Genomic DNA, 23,443 nt, shown 5'->3' on the forward strand with positions numbered 1-23,443 from the left:
ATGTTAGAATACAAAGCAAAATGGTATGGAAAACAAGTCATTGTCGTATCGAAAACATTTGCTTCCAGCCAATTATGTTCTTGTTGTGGATATCAAAATAAAGACGTTAAAAATCTAAATCTACGTGAATGGGACTGTCCTTCTTGTCGTACACACCATGATAGGGATATTAACGCAAGTATCAATCTAAAGCATGAAGCGATAAAGCTTCTAACCGCAAGGACTGCGGGGTTAGCCTAATCAATTAAAGTTCGATAGAACTCTTTACTTAGGAATCCCTCACTTCTAAACGAAGTGAAAGTGGGGGTAGTTCAATAATGGAGAGAAAAGGTTATTATAAAAAGAACTTAATATCTGATCAGTTGTTAAATCAATATTTTAAATATATAATTGAATTTCAAAAATATGTGATTTAAATCACATATTTTTTTTGAAATCATTTATTATTATTTGAGGTGTATAGAATGGGCAAATCTCGCGAACAAACAATTGAAAATATTCTAGAAGCGGCTAAGAAAAAATTTGGAGAACATGGCTATGATGGTACAAGTATCCATGAAATTGCAAAAGAAGCAAAAGTGAATGTTGCTATGGCATCGTATTACTTTAACGGAAAAGAGAACCTTTACTTAGAGGTATTTAAAAAATATGGTTTTGCAAAAAAACTACCCAATTTTCTTGAAGAAACGCAAAATAATCCTAAAACTGCTCTAAGACAATATTTAACTTTCTTTATTACACATATAAAACAACATCCTGAAATTGGAACTCTTGCATATGAGGCAATTATCAAAGAAAGTTCACAATTAGAAAAAATCAAACCATATATAATTGTAAATTTTGAACAATTAAAAGAAATCTTATTGGAAGGGAAAGAACAAGGGATTTTTCATTTCTTTTCCACAAACCATACGATTTATTGGATTACTTCTATTGTCTTATTTCCGAAATTTAAAAAATTTATTGATTCGATGAATCAAAAACATTCCGATGATATGCAAAAAGAGTGGATTACAGATGATCTTGTAAACAGAATTATTTCTTCATTAATACATAATCCCACATTATAAAATATCCCTTATTTAAAAATGAATCAACAACTCATTCTTTTTCCTGATTCATGAATTACTAAAAAAATTTTGCAGTTATACTCACTGATATTTTTCACTATTAAATAATTCATAAAGTTAAGTATTGTGTAATTAAAAATATTTGTAAATGCCACTGTTTAAAGAGTAGCGGTATAAAAGTACATTATTATTTTTAAAGATAATAAAAAAATTAAAGACTTCTAGTGCCATATGTATGTGTTGAAAATTTTATCATTTTAGCCCTTCACGTTCCTTGAGGAAGGAGTCTTCTTGGCTAAAATGATAAAAAAGGAGGGAGAAGGTATCTTTTATTGAAGTTTGTTTATAATAGCTTTTTAACTTGTTAGGGGGAATCATAAAGGAGATTAGTAATCTCTTTGATCATTTTTATTTTCCTTATAGTATTGGACTTATTGTATTAGAAAATTCAAATTTTGAAAGGGGAATCAATAAATATGAGTAAGAAAAAAGATACGTGCTTATCAACTTAAGGATAGAAATTAAATGGGTTTTTGTTTAAATAAACTAAACAAAGGGGTGTTCTTTATGTGTACTAGTTTGACATTACAGACAAAAAACGGTCAACATCTTTTTGCAAGAACGATGGATTTTACATTAGATTTCAATCAAGAAGTAATAATAGTTCCTCGAAGTTATCGATGGAACAATATAACTGGTGAAACCATCGAAACGAAACAAGCAGTTGTCGGGATGGGGATCAACTATCAAGGAAGGGTCATTCTGGCAGATGGAGTAAATGAATCAGGTATGGCATGTGCAACACTTTATTTTCCAGGATTCGCTACTTATAGTAACAGTATAGATGACGATAAAACAAATCTGGCTCCATTTGATTTTGTGGCATGGAGTCTCACACAATTCAATTCTGTCGAAGAGTTAAAGAAATCTGTAGATAGTATTTCTTTTTTAGATGTATCATTATCTGTTTTAGGAGTTACCCCACCGCTACATTGGATCTTAGCGGATAAATGGGGAGAATGTATTGTAATAGAGCCGACAATTGAGGGGCTAAAAATGTATGATAATCCGCTAGGGGTAATGACTAATAGTCCTGAGTTTAACTGGCATTTACAAAATTTAAGACAATATATAGGTCTTAAATCGCAGCCATATGCACCAACTCAATGGGGGGATGTACCATTAAGTGCTTTTGGACAAGGTTCAGGTTCGATGGGACTCCCTGGGGATTTCACTCCACCATCAAGGTTTGTTCGGGCGGCGTATAGCAAACAAAATATTCAAGGGGTAGATAACGAAGAGGAAGGGGTATCGGCCGTTTTTCATATCTTATCAAATTGTGAGCTTCCAAAAGGTGGAGTGATAACGGAAGAAGGTACATTAGATAATACCATTTATACAAGCGCAATGTGTATGGAGTCTGGTATATATTATTATCATACCTATGATTGTAGACAAATTATAGCCATACATCTATTTCATGAAAATTTAGATACAGATGAAATTAGAACGTATCCATTTCAGCGTAAACAAAAGATATATTATCAAAATTAATTAGATTTGGAATAACATCAAAAAGGCAAACTGAATTAAGTTTGCCTTTTTATAATAGGCCATACGACTCATGTTATAACTTTTACACACTTACACTGATATTTTATAGATAGTATTTTTTATTATATTTGTAATCATTTTAAGCGAAGGGTACGTGATTGAGATGAATAATACATATAATGAAAAGACACATGCTCTCATTAAACAATTATTGAACAAATTTTCATCCAAAGCCCCTGGCTTTGCATATATTGCTAGTTTTGATAGTGGAGTAACGTATAAAGGTGCAGTTGGCTTAGCTTCTATAGAGGAAAATCTGCCCATAACCACAAAGAGCGTTTTTAATATCGCCTCAGTTTCTAAACAATTTACAGCGTTTTCTATATTACTCTTAGAACAAGAGGGAAGATTGGGTTTAGATGATTCAATTGTAAAGTTTGTCCCTTCTATAGGAACATATGCTGAACCAGTAACATTGAGGCATCTAATTCATCATACTGGTGGGCTAGTTGATTATATGGCATTGGCTGAAGCAGCAAATATTAAATTTACTGATACATTAACTGTGGAAGAATCTCTAAAACACCTAAATGGTCATCAAATTGCAAGGTTCCCAGTGGGCACAAAATTTGAGTATAGCAATACAGGATATTTTTTATTATCACAAGTGGTAGAGAAGGTAAGTGGCAAGTCTCTACTTCAGTTTACAAAGGAGCGTATTTTTGATCCTTTACATATGAAAGACACAACAATTGTAGATTACTACCCAACTACTATACCAATTACTAGTGGGTATTCGAAGAATGAGCAAGGAACATATAAAATCTATGAAAGCCCTTGGGAACATACAGGTGATGGGGCAGTACATGCAACAGTTGAAGACCTGGTAAAGTGGGGAGAAAATCTAACTACAGGTACCGTTGGTGGAAAAGAACTTGTTAAAAAAATGAGCGAAATAGGTCCGAAAATTTCTCCAACTGGGGAGACGATTATTGATAATGAAGAGTATGCTTTTGGGCTAAGGCTTGCAGAAGGGTTTAACTGTCGATACTTGGAACATTCAGGTAGCTGGGCAGGTTATCGTTCATACTTCATGCGGTTTCCAAAAGAATATTTGTCTGTTGTTGTACTAAGTAACTATGATGAATTTGACTCTAAAAAATATGCTAATGAAATAGCAGGAATTGTTTTAGAAAAATAAAAAATAGGGCTTAGAAGACAGTATCTGGATTTGGTTAACCACACGTTGTTTTAGGTGTAATTGATTTTGAGAACGGAAGGCAAGCGTAAATTTATGCTTGCCTTTTTTCGTATGAAAATGAACATAAATATTTATATTCATACAGTTAAAATTAATTAGAAATTCTTTAAATATAGATTGATTAATGTGGTCGAATTTTAAAAATTTTTAAATAAAAATACAAAAATTACATATTACGATTATTAAAATTAATTTTATTAAAAATTGAAATATTAATTAATATTCCTATTGCTATTAAATTGACCATTAAAGAACTTCCACCAAAACTTACAAATGGAAATGGAGTACCTGTAAGAGGAAATAGTCCCGTAATACCACCTAAATTTACAACGGATTGCATACCGATCATACATGCTATACCAATTGCTATAAAACTGCCGAATGGATCTACACATAATTGTGCAATTTTTAAGGAGCGAAGTACTATAGTCAAAACTCCAGCCAATATAATAAATACACCAATAAATCCTAGTTCTTCAGAAACTATGGCCATTATAAAATCAGTATGTGGTTCCGGAAGATAACCTGTTTTTTGTATGCTATTTCCAAATCCACGACCAGTAATTCCTCCAGAGCCAATGGCAATAAAAGAATTTACAAGCTGGTAGCCATTTCCTTGTGCATCAACAAAGGGATTAAAAATTGTAGTAATACGTGTCTTTTGAACTTCTGACAAACTATATTTAATTAAAAAATATAAAATAGGTGACCACAAAATAGAACCGATGGCAGTTCTTTTGATTAGTAGATTTATATTTATTCCTGAGCAAAGAAATATGCTAAAACCTATACCTAATATTAAAAGTGCAGATCCTAAATTTGGTTGTTTAAAGATAAGAAAAAAAATTGTAGCTAAAAAAAATAAAAGTTTTCCGATACCACTCCAGTTATTTTTAGCTTGTTCTTGTCGTAATGCAAAAAAACGGGCTGTTACAAGTATTGTTCCTAATTTAAGAAATTCAGCTGGCTGTATTCCAAAGATCCATGATTGAGCATTATTTACCACTTTTCCTTTCCATAGAACCATAATTAATAAAAAAATCCCTCCAACCATAATACAGATAGAGACTATTCGTTTTTTCCATATTTCATATGGGAGTATAGAACAGACTATTAACCCTATTGTTCCTAAAAGTAGCTTTGTTAATTGAGAATCAACAAAATGTCTACTGTTATAACCATAATGTTGGACAGCGATAATGGAGCTCGCACTATACATCATGATAATACCTAAAGTACATGTTATGAATAGAGGAAGGAGCAATAGATAATCGAGTTTTAATATTTTTTTCATTTTAATATCCTCCTGATTTAAAACAAAACATAATATTACATTTGCTAATCAATAAAATCTTGTTCTCGTCAATTACTAAATAGGATTTTTGTTAAGGCAGATTCTATCGTTTATACCCTGTTTTCTTACGCAAAAATCCCCCTAGTATGTAACTAGGGGGATTCAAAATGGCATGACTAAATAAGGCTTTTTTCCCCCTAGTAGAGCTTTGGCACTATACAACGTAAAGTAATGAAAATTCATCACTTAGCTATCTTAAGAAGAGCCTTAATCCGACAATTCCTGTTCTACCCATTGGCGTCTTTCGACATTTTTGGGCAATAGCCTGTGTTTGCATAGGAGCCTCACCTAACAGGTTAAGCAATATAAATTTTATGTATTTGTTTCGTGTAGCAAGCATAAATATATTTTTTTTGCTTGTCAAGCAACCGTATTGCTAATTTTATATGATTATAGCTTTATAGCCCTTTGAGAAATAATATGAGAAAATGTATGTAATCATTTCGTATAAATACATATTTTCGACTTGTAGTGTAAAGTATGATTAAGTAGTTTAATCATATAAATTTGATAAACAGTAAAGAAGATTTTAATCATAAAAGAAGATTTTTTGAAAAATGTTTTTTTGAAGTAAAGAATAACTAATCATTCATCTTCTGTTATAAAGTTGGAATTTGATTAAAAACAATAAGTTTCATATGTTTTTAAGTGGAATTTTAAATTTATAATAAAATATAATTTCATTTTCTATAAAAGATTTTTTTATGTACGGAACTGAAAGTCAGTTGACAAATATTAAATTCTGGTTTAAATTTTGAAGTAATTCAATAATCTTTGTTAGGTGAGGCTCCTGTATAGAGAAACGCTGCTGCCCAAAAATGTCGAGAGACGCCAATGGGTCAACAGGAACGGTCGGATTAAGGCCCTTCTTAATGTAGCTGGTTATAAAAACCTATGCTATACAGTGCTAAAACTCAACGAGGGAGTGGTATACGATTTGATAGAAAGGCACCTCTGTGATTTTGGCAGAGCTGTCTTAATAATCATTTATTTGTATTGTGAAAAAACCTTTACTCCTTTTTGAGTAAAGGTTTTTCTGTTTAATTTTATTTATTTTTATCTTGTCTATATTCAAAAAGGAGGTAATTCTAATTAATGAATTGATTGCAATGTAACTATTATTGCTCTAATAAAAAATCTAAGACAGATAAAATAAAACAAAACCACTCATGAAACTCTAGAGTCTCCCTTAGCAATATGAGGAGGAGTTAACATGAAGAAATTATTAAAGGAATTACTTGCAACCAAAAATAATTTGGATGCAGAGAAGGTTTTACGTCTTCCGTCGTATGATGTTGCGCAAGAAGTAAAACGGTTTTCAATTGAAGATCAAGTCATATTGCTAAATACGATTCCTGTATTAAAAAGCTCTAAAATTCTTCAATATATGAGTGCAGAAGAAAAATATAATATCTTAATTCACTTATATGAAAATAAAGCTAAAAAGTTACTAAATTTACAACCGATTGATGAATTAGTAGATTTACTTCTAGCGGTTCATCCGGAAAAACAGGCTAAATTAATGGCGTATCTAGATAAAATTACAAAACATAACGTAAAAAAATTGATGACTTTCAAACCTGAAACGGCAGGAAGTCTTGTTACAAGTGATTTTGTTGCAGTTAGAGGGAATTGGTCAGTAAAAATGACATTGAAGTACATTAGGGAACATTCTAAAAATGTAGAATCAATATCTTATAGTTATGTTATTGATAGTCATGGTTATCTTGAGGGAATCGTTTCCATACATGAGTTATTACTAGCAGCAGATGAAGAGATATTATCTACTATAATGATTCAAGAGGTGATTTCAGTACACGCTGAAGTTGACCAGCAAGAAGTTGTAAAAAAGCTACTGAATTATAATTTAGCAGCAATACCTGTGACAACAGCAAATAATAAAATGATTGGTATTATAACATTTGATGACGTAATGAATGTTATGGAAGCAGAAGCTACAGAAGATATTCAAAAGTTAGGTGGAAGTGAACCATTGAATCAATCTTACTTTGAAGCTAGCATTTGGAACATTTTCTTAAAACGTCTACCATGGTTATTACTTCTTTTTGTTGCTGAGGCATATACAGGTACAGTATTAAAGTATTTTGAAGACGAAATTGAAACTGTAGTTGCCCTTGCTTTCTTTGTTCCATTATTAGTAGGTACTGGAGGGAATACAGGAACACAGGTTGTAGCAACAATTACTCGTGCAATTGGTATTGGAGAGGTGAAATTTAAAGACATTTTCCGTGTAATGAAAAAGGAATTTGCAATTGGTATGCTTCTTGGACTTGCACTTGCGGTAGCTGGACTCACTCGTGCTTATATGTTAGGTGTTGGAACAGAAGTTGCACAAGTTGTAGCAATCACTTTATTATTTATTGTTATTTGGGCCTCTCTTGTTGCAGCTGTTTTACCTTTGATTCTAAGAAAATTAAGATTAGATCCTGCAGTTGTTTCAGGCCCATTTATTACAACATTTGTTGACGGAACAGGATTAGTAATTTATTTCATGGTTGCAAAAACGTTATTAAATTTGTAAGTATACACTCAAATAAATACGCAATGTAAATTAAGTATTTTGCATTGCTTGCTAAGACTTAGTGTGGAACTTGGGAATGAGGAAAATAAACACTTTTGTCTTTATTAAAAAAATTTTTTAATGGATTCATTGAATGTAATTAATACCGGAGGATAAAACTATGAAACATCTAAGAAAAATCTTCAAACGAATTTTGCTTCTATTTTCTATTTTCATGCTTATTGGCATAGGAATATTATTTGGTACTAGCTATGGCCGAGAGCTTCGTATAACAATCGCTGGGAGTATACTAACTTCTCAGCATCCACAATATGCGAAATATACATTCCTATCCCAAAAGGAACTAAATAAACTGCAAGATAGAATTAATCATCCAAAATGGTCAAACAGTGATGAGCATATTTATAAAAAAATAGCAGGAAAAAGATTAGAAGAATTAAAAAATCAGCCATTAGAAATTAATGTAGAAACAATTAAAAGCAATAAAGATAGTCGTTTTCTTTTTGAAGGAAGGTTAGTTACCATTAGCAATCCCTTCAATGTTAAACTTGTTAGCCATCAAGGAACACAGGGCGCTAACAGGGGAGAAAAAATTAGTGTAATGGCAAAACGTAATCATGCACTTGTTGCTGTGAATGCAAGTGGATTTGCTGATGAAACAGGAAGGGGTGGAGGAAATGTTGCAACTGGCATAGCAATAGAAAATGGGAAAGCTATTGATACGAATATGGATAGAAATACCCCTACAATTATTACGGGTTTAACAAAGTTTGGGCAAATGATAACAGGAAATTATTCTACCCAACAACTTCTGGATAAACAAATCGTTTCAGCAGCAGGATTTATGCCACAGTTAATTGTAAATGGAGAAAAAATGATTACAGAAGGAGACGGTGGTTGGGGTTCTGCTCCGCGAAGTATTATGGCCCAAAAAGAAGATGGTACAATTATGTTTCTAGTCATTGACGGTAGACAGACGCATAGTATAGGGGCTACGTTAAAAGAGTGTCAAGATATTCTATATGAAAAAGGAGCAGTAAATGCAATGGCTATGGATGGAGGTTCTTCTGCTACGCTATATTTAGGAGGAAAGGTTATAAATTCACCTTCTACATTATCACATGAAGATCGTTATTTACCGAATGCTTGGGTGGTAACAGCAAATCCGAAACAGAAAATAAATATGACGATAGATGGAGAAAAAGTAAATTCCGAAACATTCGATAAATTTGATACAAATATTATATCTCATTAAATAGTAAAAAGAAGCAAATGTTGTAAATATGAAATGTTTTTATAAACCAATTAATGTAAAATTTATATTATGTATTTTTCATATAATAAAACTACATTTCAAGAGAAATATATATAATATTTAAACCCTTGTGTTTTTGGGTAGGGAAAAGAATAAGGGTTTAGCAATACAAAATTGCTAAACCCTTATTCTTTATTCTTTCCTATTCTGCCTAAACTATCTTTAATAGTTGTTTCCCCAAGTTGTGTATATAGCAAAGCTGTATCTTGACTGGTATGCCCAAGTTGCTGCATCACTTGTAATGAATCCTTTTCTTCCATATATAATTTGTTTGCCAATGTATGTCTTAATTTATGGGGAGACATTCTTTTACCGTAGGCTTTAGTATATTTTTCTACTATATCTTGGATAGCCCTAACGGAAAGAGGCTGTGCAGTATGTTTATACTTCGATAAGAATACATTTTGTAATTCTTTCCCTGGAGCATATTTGTTATCTCTAATCTCCATATATTTTTCAAGATCATTTAATGCAATGGGGGTAATCCAAACGGAATCTTCTTTGTTTCCTTTTCGTATTACGTCAATTAGTCTTTCTTTTAAGTTTATATCTTCCATGCGGAGATCGGCCAATTCACTTACACGAATACCACTACCAAGAAAGAGGGAAAGAATAGCTACATCACGCTCCTTATCTCTTAAGAAATAGAATAACTGATGTCTTGTTAAAGATTTTTCATGTTCGTACTTAATATAATTCAGAAATTCTTGATCATCATCATTATGGAATATTTTAGACCTCATACGTTTTGCACGAGCATTTAATGTTTCTTTATCTTTATGTATTTCAATTTTAGCCATTACATTTCTATAAAAATAGCATTCTCCATCTTCATTCTCTGATAGGGAGGTGAGGTACTTAAATAAAGATTTTAAGGCCGAAATTTTTCTGTTAACAGAGGAATTCTGCATGTTTTGTTGTAGTTTTAGAAACCTCATAAAGTTCTCAACATCTTTTTTCTTTAAATTCTCCAAATCAGAGAAAGATACGTCTTTAATGGGCTTAAATTCAATAATTTGTTCAGATAATAGCCAATTAAAGAAGACTCTAAAATCATATACATAATTCAGTAGGGTGGAGGGAGAGGCATCATGCAATTCTTTATACTCCACAAATTCTTCTATGTAAAAGGGCATTTCATTTAAATTTTCGTATAATTTTTTCCGATGTACGGATTTTTGACGTTTCTTGCTGTAATCCATAAAAATCACCTCATATATACTATAACAGAAAAGAGTTACGAACACAAGTTCGCGTTAAATTCAATTTTTACACAGACTTATTTACATAATTAAATTATGGATTACTAAAATATACTCGAAATTAAATAAGGATAGCGTAGTCATTCTAATAAAATTATAGATACGCATGTGATAAATCTGTATTAAGCTATAAAAATTAGTATAAAAATCACATTCACAGGTGTACAAAATAAAACAATTTTCATATATAAATTTATACAAAATGAATACACGAAAAATTTTTAACAGTTGTTATTAAATACGAATTGGTTAATTTAATCATGATTATAAGGAGTTAAATAGATCAACATAAGAAAAACTTTTATAAATTTAAATGTAATTTACTATAAAAATTTTGCAATGTGTAATTTAGTATTTGATAATTTCTATATAAAATATGAATTATATGGACACATACCAATATAGAGAGATTCATGCTAATGAGCTCGAAATTCCTAAATACTATATTAGATTTCTATTTATACATCTTATTGTTCGTAAAATTGGTATTTCGTGCGAAGTTATGAATTTGAGTTTTTTCAATTCTTCTATTACCCTATTTATGTTTATTTAAGAGCATTCTTTTGTTTTAGGGGAATAAAGATTATAAGAAAATTAAGCCGAAAAATGAGCCTACTAAACTCCTAAGTTCTCAAAACAAAGACGAATAAAATAATGACTTTATCAATCAAAGGCAAAGTTAAATTCGTGCCAGTGACCATGTTATTGTTCAATATTAAGATGCGTCCAATAATGAGAAAATAATTTTTGTTGAATTTTCATAAGGAGAACAATTTAGTAAAGGAGATAATGTACAAATCTCTAATTAAAAGAACTGGAGAACACTATGTTCTGCTACTGTATTCGTACAAGATTCCATTACAATGACCAATCCAAATTAAATCTAATATTATAAATTGGTTCTATAATATTATCTTATATAAAATAAGCACCTCCCACGTCTAGTTTAAAATCAAGAAATGAGAGGCGCAATTTCTAGTTCTTCTTAACTACCTTGCTTTTACATATCCTAGCTGTATACTATCTATATTATTTGATTTTATAATTTGATAATATCTTGTTTCTTTTGTTGTAGAATTGAAAAATGAATCCCTTCCTTCTCTAGTAAGCTTATATCGTTCTTTTTCAGTAAACTCCGCTCGTACTTTATATTTTCCTTCTTCTGCCTCAAAATAGTAATGAGCTTGGCCATCTTGTAATCTAGAAACTATTTTTTCTTCTACTACTACTTCATTTTCATTAATTAAATATAACTTTATTTCCCCCATTTCTGGTGCTATTGTTTGTTCTTCAGGATCAATCCAGCCATCCCCATTTTCATCAAACCAGATATAACCAGATATAGTCCCTTTCTCTGGATCCCAAACCTTATCCATTTCTTTTGCGAATGCTAAATTTTTTGGTAAAAACAATGTAAAAACAAACACTAAAATTGAAAAATATGTCATACGTCTAATTCTTTCCATTGATATCGCCACCCAACCTCAAAATATTTAACAAGAATATATAAACATTAATATATAATACAATATACTACAAGTCTGGTTTTATTATCCAAATGCAGTTATAATTATAATAACAAAATCAATTAATTAACAAAGTAAATATCTAATCCTATGAATTACACGCAAGATTATATTTTCTCTAATCAATACTGACTTACCAAATGTCTTAGTATTATGACAAAGCATAAGTAATGTGAGTTCTTCTGATGCAATGTTGTATCCTCCTAAGATGTTGACTTATAGAATTTTTTTTATGTATTGCCCACCAATCTATGCACTTATAGGAAGTAATTTGTATAACTCCTCCTTTTGTTAACTAAAATATTATTGTTCATATTTTTTTATTGTTATATAATATTTCATGTCTTTACTTATATGCGATTAAGATATATCGGAATTAGAAAATCAGCGAATTTACTACCTATCCATATTCCCCGCCTCACAGTGATTACTTTATATTATTTAATTACACACTCTCCTTTTAAATCTATTTATTTAAATGTTATAATTATTGATACCCACTATCATTTTGAATCGAGGTGACAACCATGAGAAGTTTTGGTTCATTATTGATTTCTACTATCTGTTCAACAATTCTTTTAGTTTGGAATTCTCTTTCTTTCTATACTAGATTCACAACAGGACATACATACTACTGGGTTAACGGAATCATAGCCTTAATTTTCCTTCTATTCTTTATCCTAAACATGCGAGATATTATCAAGAAAAAATACAGAATGTCAGGAAAATAGGAGTTGATACATATGTGGAAAAAGATTAATAATTATAAGTTTCATCTAAAAGATTTGAAATTTATGACTTGGCTATTCCCAATTATCGGTTTATTATACGCTTATGAATTCTTCTCCGGTCTAATGTTCCACCAGGAGTTTCGTTGGCTCAAGTTAATATGCATGATAATAATGATTATAGGATTTATAGATATTAGAAAGAAGCTTAAAAATAAAGATTATAGAGTGGAATGAAATAACAAAAACTCTTGAACTCATTTTCAAGTCTTTACATTATTTTTTCGGTACGTACTTAATTAAAGCATTATCAGGAGAATCTGCAGGTTTTTTTGTAAAGTAAAAAAGCAGCAGATTCTCTACTTTAATTTCTACATAACCCCTTATTCTTTTCCCTCTTGTAAAGAACTTTACGATTACACTAGTAACTTCACATATCTTCTTAACTATGTATCTATTTTCTTCACGATTAGCAGGCAGCTCTAAAACGTACTCCATTTTAAGGGTTTTATCACCGTATTTTTTAGGCTTTCCCTTATATACGCACGTTGTTTAGCATGGTCTATCCATTCTCATTAGCGCATCTTAATTTTGTATTCGCTTGTTTTAATAATGATTTATCCACATATTATTTATTTCTTTGCTTCCATACCCCATTTTCTTTACGATAAGTATTCTTGCCATCCATAAAGTCAGCTGTATTACCCGGAATGCTATATTTCTTATTTTTTTTCTTAGCTTTCTTCTTCAACCTCTTCTCTTCTTGAACAGCTTGTAAATCCGCCTTCCATTGTTTCAACAAATCCTTTTCACGTCGCATCGAATTTGTACCCCTTGGTTTAAAATGTGTACCAAATAATTAGATTCTACCTATTTATGTAGAATCCTTTAATCAAAATTTCCATTTTGTTTAAATCCACGTTTAATATGTATTTTCTATGTAACTGAGAAAATAGCTCCCGTTACCAACCCTAAAATCATGCACAATGTAGAAATGAACCACAAAATTTTTTTCATCGTATTCCTCCCTCTCTTTTTGTTTTTCTTCCCTTACATCATAATGGGATTGGAATCATTGTTGGGAAACTATCGATTTCTATGATTTAGCAAAGATTTATGTTTAAATCCATTGCTTAACGCCTCTACTCTTTCAAACAGGCTTTTTATGATATGTATGCAGGATTCCCTCTTACATGTACCGAAACCTCAATAGGGAAACATTCCACTAATTACCATACCTATTTCATACCATTACATTTTGGAGGTTAAACAGGATGAAAAAAAAGAAGTTACAAAAATCAGCACTTTCTTTTGCCTTACTCTTTTCTTTAGGTGTTTCTTCTTTCCCGCCTACAACAAAGATTCATGCAGATACACAAGGGGTGCAAACTACAGAAAAGAAACCAGTCTCTTTAACAGAGCGTACGTCTTTATTTTTTGAATATCTCCAGCAAGATAACTATTCAGAGGCACTACAATTGACATCTGCTGCTTTTCAATCCAAGTTTACGGCAAACATATTACAAAGTTGGTGGACACAAAGTGGAGGAAGTAGAATTACAAGTATGGGAACACCTGTTATACAAGAACGAAACTTGGTCCATCAAACAGTTGAAGTTCCAGGAGCTCTCGAAGGAACTACTATTCCATTACTCCTTAAATTCACGCCTGGTGGCAAAGTTGATGAAATTGGCGTAAGGACTGGACCAGAGAAATCTTATACCATCCCACATCCTAGCTATGACCAACCTGATTCCTACCAAGAACGTGAAATCGTGATTGGAAATGCTACATACCCGTTACCAGCTACATTAACGGTTCCAAAACATAAACCTGGCGAACAAGTACCTGTTGTTGTACTTGTTCACGGTTCTGGTCCGCAAGATCGTGACAGTACATTTATGGGAGCTAAAATCTTTAGAGACCTTGCAGCTGGTCTTTCATCAAGCGGTATCGCAGTGTTACGTTACGAGAAACGTTCCTTAGAACACGGTTTTAAAATGACTGCAGAACCTGCTACGTTAGACCGAGATACTACAGATGATGCCATCTATGCAGCAAAATCAGCAGCGCAGCAGGAAGGTATTGACCCAGATAACATTTTCATTCTCGGACATAGCCAAGGTGCTGGCACCATGCCACGTATACTAAGCAAAGCACCTTCATCACTTGTAAGAGGAAGTATTTTAATGGCACCACCTGCACGTCCTTTTACTGACATGCTCCTTGATCAGTATCAGTACCTTGGGGCACCAAAGGAGTATATTGATGAACTAAAAAAACAATTCGCTTATATTGAGGATCCTACTTTTAATCCAGATCACCCACCAGCTGGTTATAATTATCTTTCTCCACATTTCATGTATGATGTGACCCGTTGGCATCCAGTTGAGGAAGCGAAATCACGAAAAGAGCCATTACTGATTCTACAAGGCTCACGTGATTATCAAGTAACAGTAAAAGAAGAGTTTACGAGATGGCAAGAAGGTCTTTCAAGTCGCAGTAATGTTCAGTTTAAAGAATATCCGAAATTGAATCACCTCTTCACGGAGGGCGACGGGGAATTAAGTCACCCTAGTGAATACGAAGTCCCTTCAAATGTTCCAGCGTATGTCATCCAGGACATCGCTACGTGGGTCAATGCGACAAAGAAATAAAAAACAACAAAAGCCATCATGCAATCATCATTGCGTGATGGCTTTTGTGATACTAATGATTTCATAAACGTGATACTGACATATCTATTATTCTCTTTATTGTTTCAACAGAGCAAAAAAGATGCCACCTCTTTGGAGAAAAGGTTCAGATTCTAAAATATATCCAATTTCATCATTTTCTCGGTCGGAAGTATGCTGATTAATTTGGAAACCTGCCTATTGATTTTTTGTAACCATTAAACTATGCCATTTATGGCCGGTTACATCACTTCGATATTGAATAATGTCCCCAACATTCCCATTCCCTTCTAATGCTTTCGGGCTATAAGTCTCATAAGTTGGTACTCTAGAAGACCAGTAAGTGTAGAAGTTTTCAACTACAGTCCAAGTATGCGAGGTTTTAAGTACTACACGATTTCCATTCGCATTAACAGCTTGTGAAACGAAATTCGTACAATCTCCCCCGTCATTCCAATGCTATAATCGCCAAATCTAGGATTTCGTCCCTTTGCCCATCATACTGCATAACTAGCAGCTGCACTTCCATTTATACTAAAAAATAATACTATGCTTGTTGTGAGAGGCGAGAACAAACATATGTTCTAACACGATGTACTTGCTAGCAGGTAGAGTCATAATCTGCTTTCTACATGTAATGTATTTATTATCTTTTGTGTTTGTTTGCAAGTAAGTACATCCTAGACTTGATATTTTCACAGCTCTTATTGGCTTCACATCTTGCTATCTCTGGTCCATCAGTGCAAGAATACGAGATTTATTTCGATATGTAAGAATGCATATTATTTCTCTTGGATGTTATGATATACTCTCTTTGTGAGCTAATACAATATTTCTTTAGATTGGAAAACTAAAACCTCATTAACCCAAGTTGGGGGCGCCTTATGGCGTCTTTTTTTAGTTCTGCTACACAGGCATTTAGCTTAGATATTGAAGTAACTCAAAAACAAACAATAAGCTGCCCATTTGGTCAACTTATTTACATCATTTTCGAATGCGGGGGCTCCATCTTTCAAATCTACCCTATTAAATAGGATTAGATGTATAAAACATATTAGTTACGGAATGCTCTCGACTTGAGGCTACTATAAATGCTTCCTCCTAATCATCCATATGAATATATGACTTACTTCTAATCAATTTGCCGTTTTTGTTCTTCGTTAAAACAAAATGAGAATTGTGAATGTTCTTCTGCTTCTTTCTTTGTTCCTACAATGAATTGCAAGGTTTGTAATCCTGATGCCGATATTTCTGATGCATTGTGAATATCTTTGCCTTCTTCTAACCCCTTAACTTAGTTTCCCCTTTTGTATATATAATAGAATTTTACGTTATTCCACCCAGAATCAAGGTCACTTTCCCTACCAATCCTCTCATTCGATGATGTTTTTAATAGTCCATCTTTAGTTACTTGATATATAATTTTCTTATCTTCACTTTTTAGAGGTGGTGCATCCTTGATATTATTAAGGACACCCACACATCCTTTGTAACCATCAGGTATTAAAAAGGCCTTCTTAGCAAAAGAATTATACATATTATATATCCAAACAATAGGGGTACCTAGTATGATAACAGACAAAAAAAGCTATTTCAGCATAAGCATACTTACTCTTACGGATAGAGTACCATGCCAAAAATATAACCAATATAAAAAGTGGTATTGCTTGAATGAAGAGAAATCCTTTCAAAAAATCAAGTTGAGTACTGTCTGGAGAGTCTGTTGCCATCCCGCCTATAAATAATGCTAATGGAGCTGTGATAAGATTCAATACTAAACTAAGATAAATCAATAACAACAGGTTTTTATTTTTATTTTTTGGTACTTTATCCACCCGAATTCCTCCTACACTTAATACAATTAAGCTCTTGTTGCACAGCAAACCCTTTCCCATTTTGAGAAAGACATGATCCGCCCTTAATATTTTTTCTTTTTAAGCCGATAAAGCCCCCTCAGACTGGCTCCCAGTGCAATGACAGTCATAACGATAAAGATACCTAGGGAAGCAACCTGATTTGGAATCAATTTGGAAATGTTTGCCCAAAGTAATGTAATGCTTGCAAGCCATGTTAAACCGATGATATAAAAACAACTTGATTTTTTGTCCATTACCTGTTCACCTCTCTTTTCCTAATTGTACCATTTGTAAAAATCAATTTGTTGGGATTTTAAAATATATAGGATATATATGTAAGGTTTACGTTATGACTTATTATTAGAAGTAAGAAAATATTGAACTTTATCCTCACAAAGCAACCCTATTTCCTTTCTTTAAATAACTCTATTTATTTTTTATACACTCCTATACTAGGCAAACTCTTAGCATGAATGTTTTCGTAAATGCAAACGTTCTTTCTCACCAAAACATTAAGTACATTAGTCCATTTCTTCGTTTAAGAGGAGCTAGTTTTACATAAGATAAAACACTAAAAAAACTGTGCACAAAAACCTGCATGGTAACAAGTTTTTGGCACAGTTCTATTATTTGATCCCTTTCATAAGTACCTGAATCTTTGGAGCCATGAAATATAAAATAACACTTAAAACAATTGATATTCCGCCAATTACACCGAAATAAATAATCTCTGTTTCAGGATTATATAATCGAACAAGCTGCGCATTGATAGCTTGTGCAGATGCACTCGTTAAGAACCATAGACTCATTGTTTGAGCAGAGAACGCTGCTGGTGCTAGTTTTGTAGTAATAGATAAGCCGACAGGTGATAAACAAAGTTCCCCGATTACGACTAAAAGGAAGCTAATGATTAACCAAATTGGGCTAACAAGGGATTCGGTACCATGGATATATGCAGGAATAATCATCACTAAGAATGATAAACCAGCAAATAATAAACCGATAGCAAATTTATTTGCTGTACTTGGTTGGCGTGAATTCAGCTTTACCCAAAGCCAAGCAAACACTGGTGCTAGTAAAACAATATAAATAGGGTTTAAAGATTGGAACCATGAAGATTGAACCTCAAATCCTGCAAAGTTTAACTGCGTACGTTGATCAGCATAACTAGCTAAGATGATGGCTCCCTGCTCTTGAATCGCCCAAAACATTGTAGCAGCGATAAATAGTGGTATGTAAGCAATTAAGCGAGATTTTTCAACTTTTGTCGTCTTTGGACTACGGTACATAAAGACAAAGTAGCCTGTTGGAATTAGAATACCTAAGATACTTACAAGTAAAGTAAATCGATCAATCGTTAAAATACCTGTTGGAATTGTTAAAACACAAACTAGTGCAATTGCGATAATACCAATACTAAACTGTATAAGGACCTTTTTTCTTTCCTTGTCTGTTAAAGGGTTTGGTACTTGCGTTCCTGCTAATCCTAGATTTTTCTTTTTCGTAAGAACATACATAATTAATCCAAATAACATACCAATTGCAGCCACACCAAAACCTAAGTGAAAGTTATACTTTTGACCGAGTGTTCCAATCACAAACGGAGATAATAGAGCCCCTAAATTAATACCCATATAGAAAATACTGAAACCTGAGTCACGTCTAGTGTCTGTTTCGCTATATAAATCACCAACAATACTAGATACATTCGGTTTTAATAACCCTGTTCCAAGTACTAAAAATACCATTGAGATAAATAATGTACTAACCGTGCCTGGTAGAGCTAAGATGAGATGACCAATCATTATTAAAACGCCACCCCAAAATATTGTTCTACTTGAACCTAATAGGCGGTCAGCAATCCACCCACCAATAATGCCAGACATGTAAACTAACGAACCATAGATAGCCATAATGGATGCAGCTGTGGCGTGATCCATCCCTAAGCCACCTTTAGAAATGGAATAGTACATATAGTAAAGTAATATTGCTCTCATTCCGTAGTAAGAAAATCGCTCCCAAAATTCTGTAAAGAATAAAGTAAATAGTCCTTTGGGATGTCCAAAGAAACCATTTTGCGGGACGGTGCGAATAATATCGCTTTTGTTAAGCTTCTCCATAAAAATACACTCCTAATATACATATATAATGATATTAATTAAGTATATAACAAAAAAAGAAAATTTAAACAAATATTAATTAGTTAAATGATTAGATTTTTTAGAAAAAACTAATATATATATTGTTTTTAATGATGATTTCACTTAAATTATATAATGTAGATATATTAATTCGAATGTTCATACTGTATAAATATAAATACAAATGTAGGAGGATTTACATATTGTCAATAAAAGTCGTTGCCATAGAAGATATTTATCAAGAAATATTGGATGGAAAACGGAAACGATTCCCTCCGAATACTTGGAAAGAAGATATGGATAATAAGCTCGCCCGCAGAGTAATCACATATTTATTACACAGTATCTTAAAATGGGATAAGGAAGACATCAGAAAAAAATGGAACACTCAATTACTTGTAAAGTATAAATTACGAGGATTACTCAAACATAGATACGAAAATAGCCCTTTTAAAGCAATAAATGATTTATACCCAAGTGAGTTTAAAGAATGGGAGTTTGGTATGACTCCTTTAAATTTTTGGACGAAAGAAAAGGCATTAACGATTTTGAAATGGATGATTGAAGAAAAAAAAGGTCTATCGAACGAAAAGCTCTTACGCGTATATGGAAAAAAATGGTTGGAGAAAAACAAACTTAGTGCCCCTCTGGCTATGTACTGGAATAGTAGTCCGTTTGCAATGATTAACGATCTGTACCCTAGTCGTTTTAAAGAATGGGAATTTCTTATGACGCCCAATAACTTCTGGACAAAAGAAAAAGCATTAAAAGCATTGAAATGGACCATTGAAGAAAAAGAAAAATTAACTCCCGAACAAATACTGGATGTATACAGTATAAAGTGGCTAAAGACTCACAGATTAGCGTCTCCATGTCAATTAATGTGGGGAAATAGTCCATTTAAAATGATAAACGACTTATATCAAGGTCGCTTTAAAGAATGGGAATTCAAAGTTACACCAGTTGGCTTTTGGTCCAAATGTAAAGCACTAGAAGCCTTAAGATGGACCATTGAAGAGAAAGAAAAACTGGATGAAAAACAGCTATTAAAAGTATTTAATCAACGATGGCTCATAAAACAAAAATTACGGACACCCTTACAACGCTATTGGAAAGGAAGCCCCTACGGGATGCTTATTGCTTTATATCCAAATCGTTTTTCTAAAGGTATGTTAAAAGGGTATTGTAATAATTAAAGTGGAAATGTAAGTATGCAGAGACGCCCTTTGGTGTCTCTTTTTAAAATCCTATGTAAGTACATTCTTATGTGCCTATCGCTTTATTTATCGAAGAAAGTAAATCTGTTATATTATTTCCCAATCCATCTCGTCAAAGCCATACCAAGAAACCCAGCGCCCATCCCTATCATCCACCCAGTTTGGGCGCCCCCAAACATAGTTCTCACTCCCCCCCGATGCCCCAGTTCGGTCGTTCCATACTTCATCCCCACCCTTTCTTTACAACATATACTATATGCAAGCTAAAATTTCTAGATTATGAACTGTTCATTTTCTCGACTATAACTATATGTTTCATATCCATTACTTACAGGTCCAAATGTCATTTTTACATCAATTCGTTACTTAACTTCATTGGTTACTTTTTTTCATCTTATAGAAGATTATTTCTCAACACATAACACATGGAATTAAATTACTAGTAATGGTAATATAAAGGAACCTTCAATTGTTAACTGTTGTTCCCTTTTTGAAAGTCCTGTCAAAAGACAGGACTTTTTAAATTTACTTCCTACTAATTTGGCTTTTTCGTTAATATCCTTTCACCTTTACATCAGACAATTAAACGATATTGGTGAAGATTCATCAGATTTTAAGTTCCTCTTTCCTTATTAAACTGCATGCTTAAATATTTGGTTTTCAACTTACATTCAAATAACAAAGTGTTCACTTTTTCGATACATTTATGAAACATTCTTATGATATATTAATTATATTCTTTTTATAAATCGTATCGTTCAGTAGAAAATTCCTAGTCCCCTCTAGGAATTTTTCATCTGCAAATAGCATGTTTGTCCGTTCTTTCGCACATCCATGTATAGATAACTATACATTAAAATATTGTAATAAAAATGATTTTATGTAGTATCATATACGACTTTTTCTTTGCTTTTAGGACTCGTACTCAATTGTAAGGGTCATTTTTTTGTTCAAATAAAATATCTATATAGAGATAACGACATTCAAGTAAGTATTTGATAAATTTCGAAGTGGATATGCTGAAAGATAACGATTGTATATCCTTTTCATTGGTTCCTCTACCTGATAAACCTTACAAATTTGTAATACTATTGTCACCTTAATTGATAGTAAATTGGTTAATGTTGGTTTATTATACAGACTATTCTTCAAACCGTCTTAGGGGGAAAGCAGTTTTTTATTTTTTCAATAGTACTTACTAACTATTTCTGTTAATATTTAGTTACCGATATGTGTATCAACCGGCCTGTGCTTCTGTACGGGCTTTTTTGATGCTTTCATGCTTCGTAATACCCAGGAGCCTGTCTTAGTATTCGGGAATTCTACTAGATTCCCGAATACTAAGACAAACAAAAGCCTGCCCTATTAACTCTATACAGACACCATTGCAAACATAATCCCTTATAGCTTCTATAGATTCTCAATCTTTTTCATAATATTTATCAGAGTTTTTTTATATTTACATTTCTGTAACATCTTTATATAACGTTTTAATATATTACGTGTTAAACTTAAAACATTCCAAGAAGTCCTTTACTTTTAGAATCGACAATTCTTCAATACCCTTAGTCTTGCCCTGCATCCCCTGCAGGGCTTTTATCATTTAGCTAGAATTGATAAAGATTTCTTCAACCTTATCTGTGCTGTTATTTATATCTCTAGCTCTTAAATTCTTTGTGAGCCACAAGATTTTCTTCCGTTCATATTCATCTCTCTGCTATTTATCCGTTATTTTCCATTCTTAATAATCCGTTTATTGATGCGTTCCATAACTTTATCCTTAGTTAGATTTTCAATAACAACCTCTATTTTCCTAAAATTCAATCAAATCTTTATAAATTTCTAATGAGTATTAATTGATAGGAATCCCACAGCATAAAATGGAATTTATTCTCAAAAGTTATTAATTATTCTATCTGTCAAACTATTAGTTTATCTCATCTTCATATTTTAATTGTCTTTTGACCACGATCAAACAAATAAAGTGATCTGTCTCCTTTGTAAAGGACATTAAAAAAGCTAGGCAACATCAAAAAAGCTATTTCTGTATTCAACAGTTTCATCTTTTTTGAATTCCATTGACATCTATAATAATTATGTATGTTATATATTTCTAAATCTCTTGTTTTAATTAAATAACAGATTCGCTATGCGAACCGAACAAACAATCTCTTATTTCTCCATGATTCTACAAATGCGCTTTAAATTTTATACAACTTGAAACTGATCCACCAATGTCATCTTTATTTGATGAGGCCTTTTCTATTTTTAAATCGTAGTGCTTTTAATATAGTTTCTTTCATGATTTCGTTTCGATTTCTCTTTTGTTTCCATTGTTCTTGAAATGAAATTGAAAATTAATTATAGTATCCCAAATGGTATACACAAGCTATTTCACACAAATGATTGACCATATTCTTTAAATTGTATTTAACCATTAATTTTTGAATTACCAATAATATTTTTCTGGGTTATTACATTAAAATTAATATTGTGATATATTTATATTCGGAATAATTATATCTTACATTTAAAGGGAGAATTTTAATGGATAACCTACTATTGAAAAAGGACTTAACAACGGATCAAATGGTTCTTGTTACTTCAGAGTTTGAGAAAAAGAAAAAATCAAAAGGACTTGCTTACCTAATTTGGTTTTTTCTAGGCGGACTTGGTGGTCACCGCTACTACGCACGTGACTTTGGTATGGCAATTGCCATGACACTGACTCTTGGAGGGCTTGGTTTCTGGGCTTTAATCGATGTTTTCTTTATTGGAAGCCGAATTGGTAAGAAAAATGAAATGTTAGAACGTGAAATTATTATGAAAGTTAAAAAGATGACTGCTTCAAAACGTTTATCTTCATAAAAAGCCTCCTTTGGGAGGTTTTTTATACAAACACTTCAATTTATGTTTTCACTAAATACTTTTTCCAATAACAA

Annotated in this window: 20 protein-coding genes, 2 pseudogenes and 2 riboswitches; of the genes and pseudogenes, 12 read left to right on the top strand and 10 right to left on the bottom strand. The window is 32.3% G+C overall.

Features of this window, described 5'->3' with window-relative positions; translation table 11 throughout:
* From C4S65_RS30685 to C4S65_RS30700, 4 genes are all read left to right on the top strand, one after another.
* Positions 1-240, top strand: a 240-nt coding sequence (locus tag C4S65_RS30685; protein ID WP_142391603.1) for a zinc ribbon domain-containing protein, incomplete at its 5' end; no start/stop codon positions are given.
* 224 nt (positions 241-464) lie between these two features.
* A complete protein-coding gene (locus C4S65_RS30690) occupies positions 465-1,070 on the top strand; it encodes a TetR/AcrR family transcriptional regulator (protein ID WP_000520476.1) in 606 nt (201 codons plus the stop codon).
* A gap of 567 nt (positions 1,071-1,637) precedes the next feature.
* Positions 1,638-2,624, top strand: coding sequence for a choloylglycine hydrolase (gene bsh / locus C4S65_RS30695; RefSeq protein WP_000337608.1), 987 nt, complete (start codon positions 1,638-1,640; stop codon positions 2,622-2,624).
* A gap of 163 nt (positions 2,625-2,787) precedes the next feature.
* Entirely contained in the window at positions 2,788-3,825 is a 1,038-nt protein-coding gene (locus tag C4S65_RS30700; protein WP_001066658.1) for a serine hydrolase, read from the top strand.
* A gap of 226 nt (positions 3,826-4,051) precedes the next feature.
* Here C4S65_RS30700 and C4S65_RS30705 read toward each other — a convergent pair whose 3' ends face one another.
* The gene (locus C4S65_RS30705) at positions 4,052-5,179 is read right to left on the bottom strand and encodes an FtsW/RodA/SpoVE family cell cycle protein (protein ID WP_103945783.1); all 1,128 of its coding nucleotides are present in this window, start codon (positions 5,177-5,179) and stop codon (positions 4,052-4,054) included.
* 186 nt (positions 5,180-5,365) lie between these two features.
* Positions 5,366-5,542: riboswitch (M-box (ykoK) riboswitch) on the bottom strand.
* Between the two features lie 463 nt (positions 5,543-6,005).
* Positions 6,006-6,173: riboswitch (M-box (ykoK) riboswitch) on the top strand.
* A 279-nt stretch (positions 6,174-6,452) separates the two neighbouring features.
* Between C4S65_RS30705 and mgtE the strand changes: the two genes are divergently transcribed.
* Positions 6,453-7,781 (top strand): magnesium transporter, encoded by a 1,329-nt coding sequence (mgtE, locus tag C4S65_RS30710; protein ID WP_103945784.1) that lies wholly within the window; start codon positions 6,453-6,455, stop codon positions 7,779-7,781.
* Between the two features lie 160 nt (positions 7,782-7,941).
* A complete protein-coding gene (locus tag C4S65_RS30715) occupies positions 7,942-9,036 on the top strand; it encodes a phosphodiester glycosidase family protein (protein ID WP_103945785.1) in 1,095 nt (364 codons plus the stop codon).
* Positions 9,037-9,221: 185 nt separating this feature from the next.
* On the opposite strand, the gene xerS is transcribed toward C4S65_RS30715, so the two are convergent.
* Both xerS and C4S65_RS30725 read right to left on the bottom strand, forming a co-directional pair.
* Complete coding sequence (xerS, locus tag C4S65_RS30720) at positions 9,222-10,298, bottom strand: tyrosine recombinase XerS (protein WP_103945786.1); 1,077 nt, start codon at positions 10,296-10,298, stop codon at positions 9,222-9,224.
* 1,049 nt (positions 10,299-11,347) lie between these two features.
* Positions 11,348-11,824 carry an SdrD B-like domain-containing protein gene (locus C4S65_RS30725; RefSeq protein WP_103945787.1) on the bottom strand — a complete coding sequence of 159 codons (477 nt, stop codon included), beginning with the start codon at positions 11,822-11,824 and terminating at the stop codon, positions 11,348-11,350.
* 587 nt (positions 11,825-12,411) lie between these two features.
* On the opposite strand from C4S65_RS30725, the gene C4S65_RS35490 reads away from it, so the two are divergent.
* Positions 12,412-12,615, top strand: coding sequence for a hypothetical protein (locus C4S65_RS35490; RefSeq protein ID WP_098838620.1), 204 nt, complete (start codon positions 12,412-12,414; stop codon positions 12,613-12,615).
* A gap of 12 nt (positions 12,616-12,627) precedes the next feature.
* On the top strand, positions 12,628-12,849 hold the full coding sequence (locus tag C4S65_RS30735) for a hypothetical protein (protein WP_000265593.1): 222 nt from the start codon (positions 12,628-12,630) through the stop codon (positions 12,847-12,849).
* Between the two features lie 391 nt (positions 12,850-13,240).
* Here C4S65_RS30735 and C4S65_RS30745 read toward each other — a convergent pair whose 3' ends face one another.
* Positions 13,241-13,432, bottom strand: a complete 192-nt coding sequence (locus C4S65_RS30745) for a hypothetical protein (protein ID WP_001250601.1) — start codon at positions 13,430-13,432, stop codon at positions 13,241-13,243.
* Between the two features lie 454 nt (positions 13,433-13,886).
* Here C4S65_RS30745 and C4S65_RS30750 point away from each other — a divergent pair, with 454 nt between their 5' ends.
* A complete protein-coding gene (locus C4S65_RS30750; RefSeq protein ID WP_103945788.1) occupies positions 13,887-15,269 on the top strand; it encodes an alpha/beta fold hydrolase in 1,383 nt (460 codons plus the stop codon).
* Positions 15,270-15,485: 216 nt separating this feature from the next.
* On the opposite strand, the pseudogene C4S65_RS35495 reads toward C4S65_RS30750, so the two are convergent.
* Positions 15,486-15,677 (bottom strand): annotated as a pseudogene (locus C4S65_RS35495) (amidase domain-containing protein); the annotation flags it as partial.
* Positions 15,678-16,171: 494 nt separating this feature from the next.
* On the opposite strand from C4S65_RS35495, the gene C4S65_RS34740 reads away from it, so the two are divergent.
* Positions 16,172-16,321 (top strand): hypothetical protein, encoded by a 150-nt coding sequence (locus C4S65_RS34740; RefSeq protein WP_176543432.1) that lies wholly within the window; start codon positions 16,172-16,174, stop codon positions 16,319-16,321.
* 260 nt (positions 16,322-16,581) lie between these two features.
* Here the strand turns inward: C4S65_RS34740 and C4S65_RS35730 are convergent, their stop codons facing one another.
* The 4 genes from C4S65_RS35730 to C4S65_RS30770 form a co-directional block, all read right to left on the bottom strand.
* Positions 16,582-16,824 (bottom strand): hypothetical protein, encoded by a 243-nt coding sequence (locus tag C4S65_RS35730; protein WP_346582185.1) that lies wholly within the window; start codon positions 16,822-16,824, stop codon positions 16,582-16,584.
* 1 nt (position 16,825) lies between these two features.
* Positions 16,826-17,122 carry a hypothetical protein gene (locus C4S65_RS35500; protein ID WP_255301368.1) on the bottom strand — a complete coding sequence of 99 codons (297 nt, stop codon included), beginning with the start codon at positions 17,120-17,122 and terminating at the stop codon, positions 16,826-16,828.
* 83 nt (positions 17,123-17,205) lie between these two features.
* Complete coding sequence (locus C4S65_RS30765) at positions 17,206-17,397, bottom strand: hypothetical protein (protein ID WP_103945789.1); 192 nt, start codon at positions 17,395-17,397, stop codon at positions 17,206-17,208.
* A gap of 372 nt (positions 17,398-17,769) precedes the next feature.
* A complete protein-coding gene (locus C4S65_RS30770; protein ID WP_000413415.1) occupies positions 17,770-19,263 on the bottom strand; it encodes a peptide MFS transporter in 1,494 nt (497 codons plus the stop codon).
* Positions 19,264-19,487: 224 nt separating this feature from the next.
* On the opposite strand from C4S65_RS30770, the gene C4S65_RS30775 reads away from it, so the two are divergent.
* Positions 19,488-20,480, top strand: coding sequence for a DUF4046 domain-containing protein (locus C4S65_RS30775; RefSeq protein ID WP_103945790.1), 993 nt, complete (start codon positions 19,488-19,490; stop codon positions 20,478-20,480).
* A gap of 2,196 nt (positions 20,481-22,676) precedes the next feature.
* Here the strand turns inward: C4S65_RS30775 and C4S65_RS35505 are convergent.
* A pseudogene (locus C4S65_RS35505) lies at positions 22,677-22,957 on the bottom strand (IS3 family transposase); the annotation flags it as partial.
* A 91-nt stretch (positions 22,958-23,048) separates the two neighbouring features.
* On the opposite strand from C4S65_RS35505, the gene C4S65_RS30780 reads away from it, so the two are divergent.
* Positions 23,049-23,369, top strand: coding sequence for a TM2 domain-containing protein (locus C4S65_RS30780; RefSeq protein ID WP_000369371.1), 321 nt, complete (start codon positions 23,049-23,051; stop codon positions 23,367-23,369).
* Positions 23,370-23,443: the final 74 nt, after the last annotated feature.

Source organism: Bacillus sp. ok061 (assembly GCF_900108285.1).
GTDB classification, from domain to species: domain Bacteria; phylum Bacillota; class Bacilli; order Bacillales; family Bacillaceae_G; genus Bacillus_A; species Bacillus_A thuringiensis_S.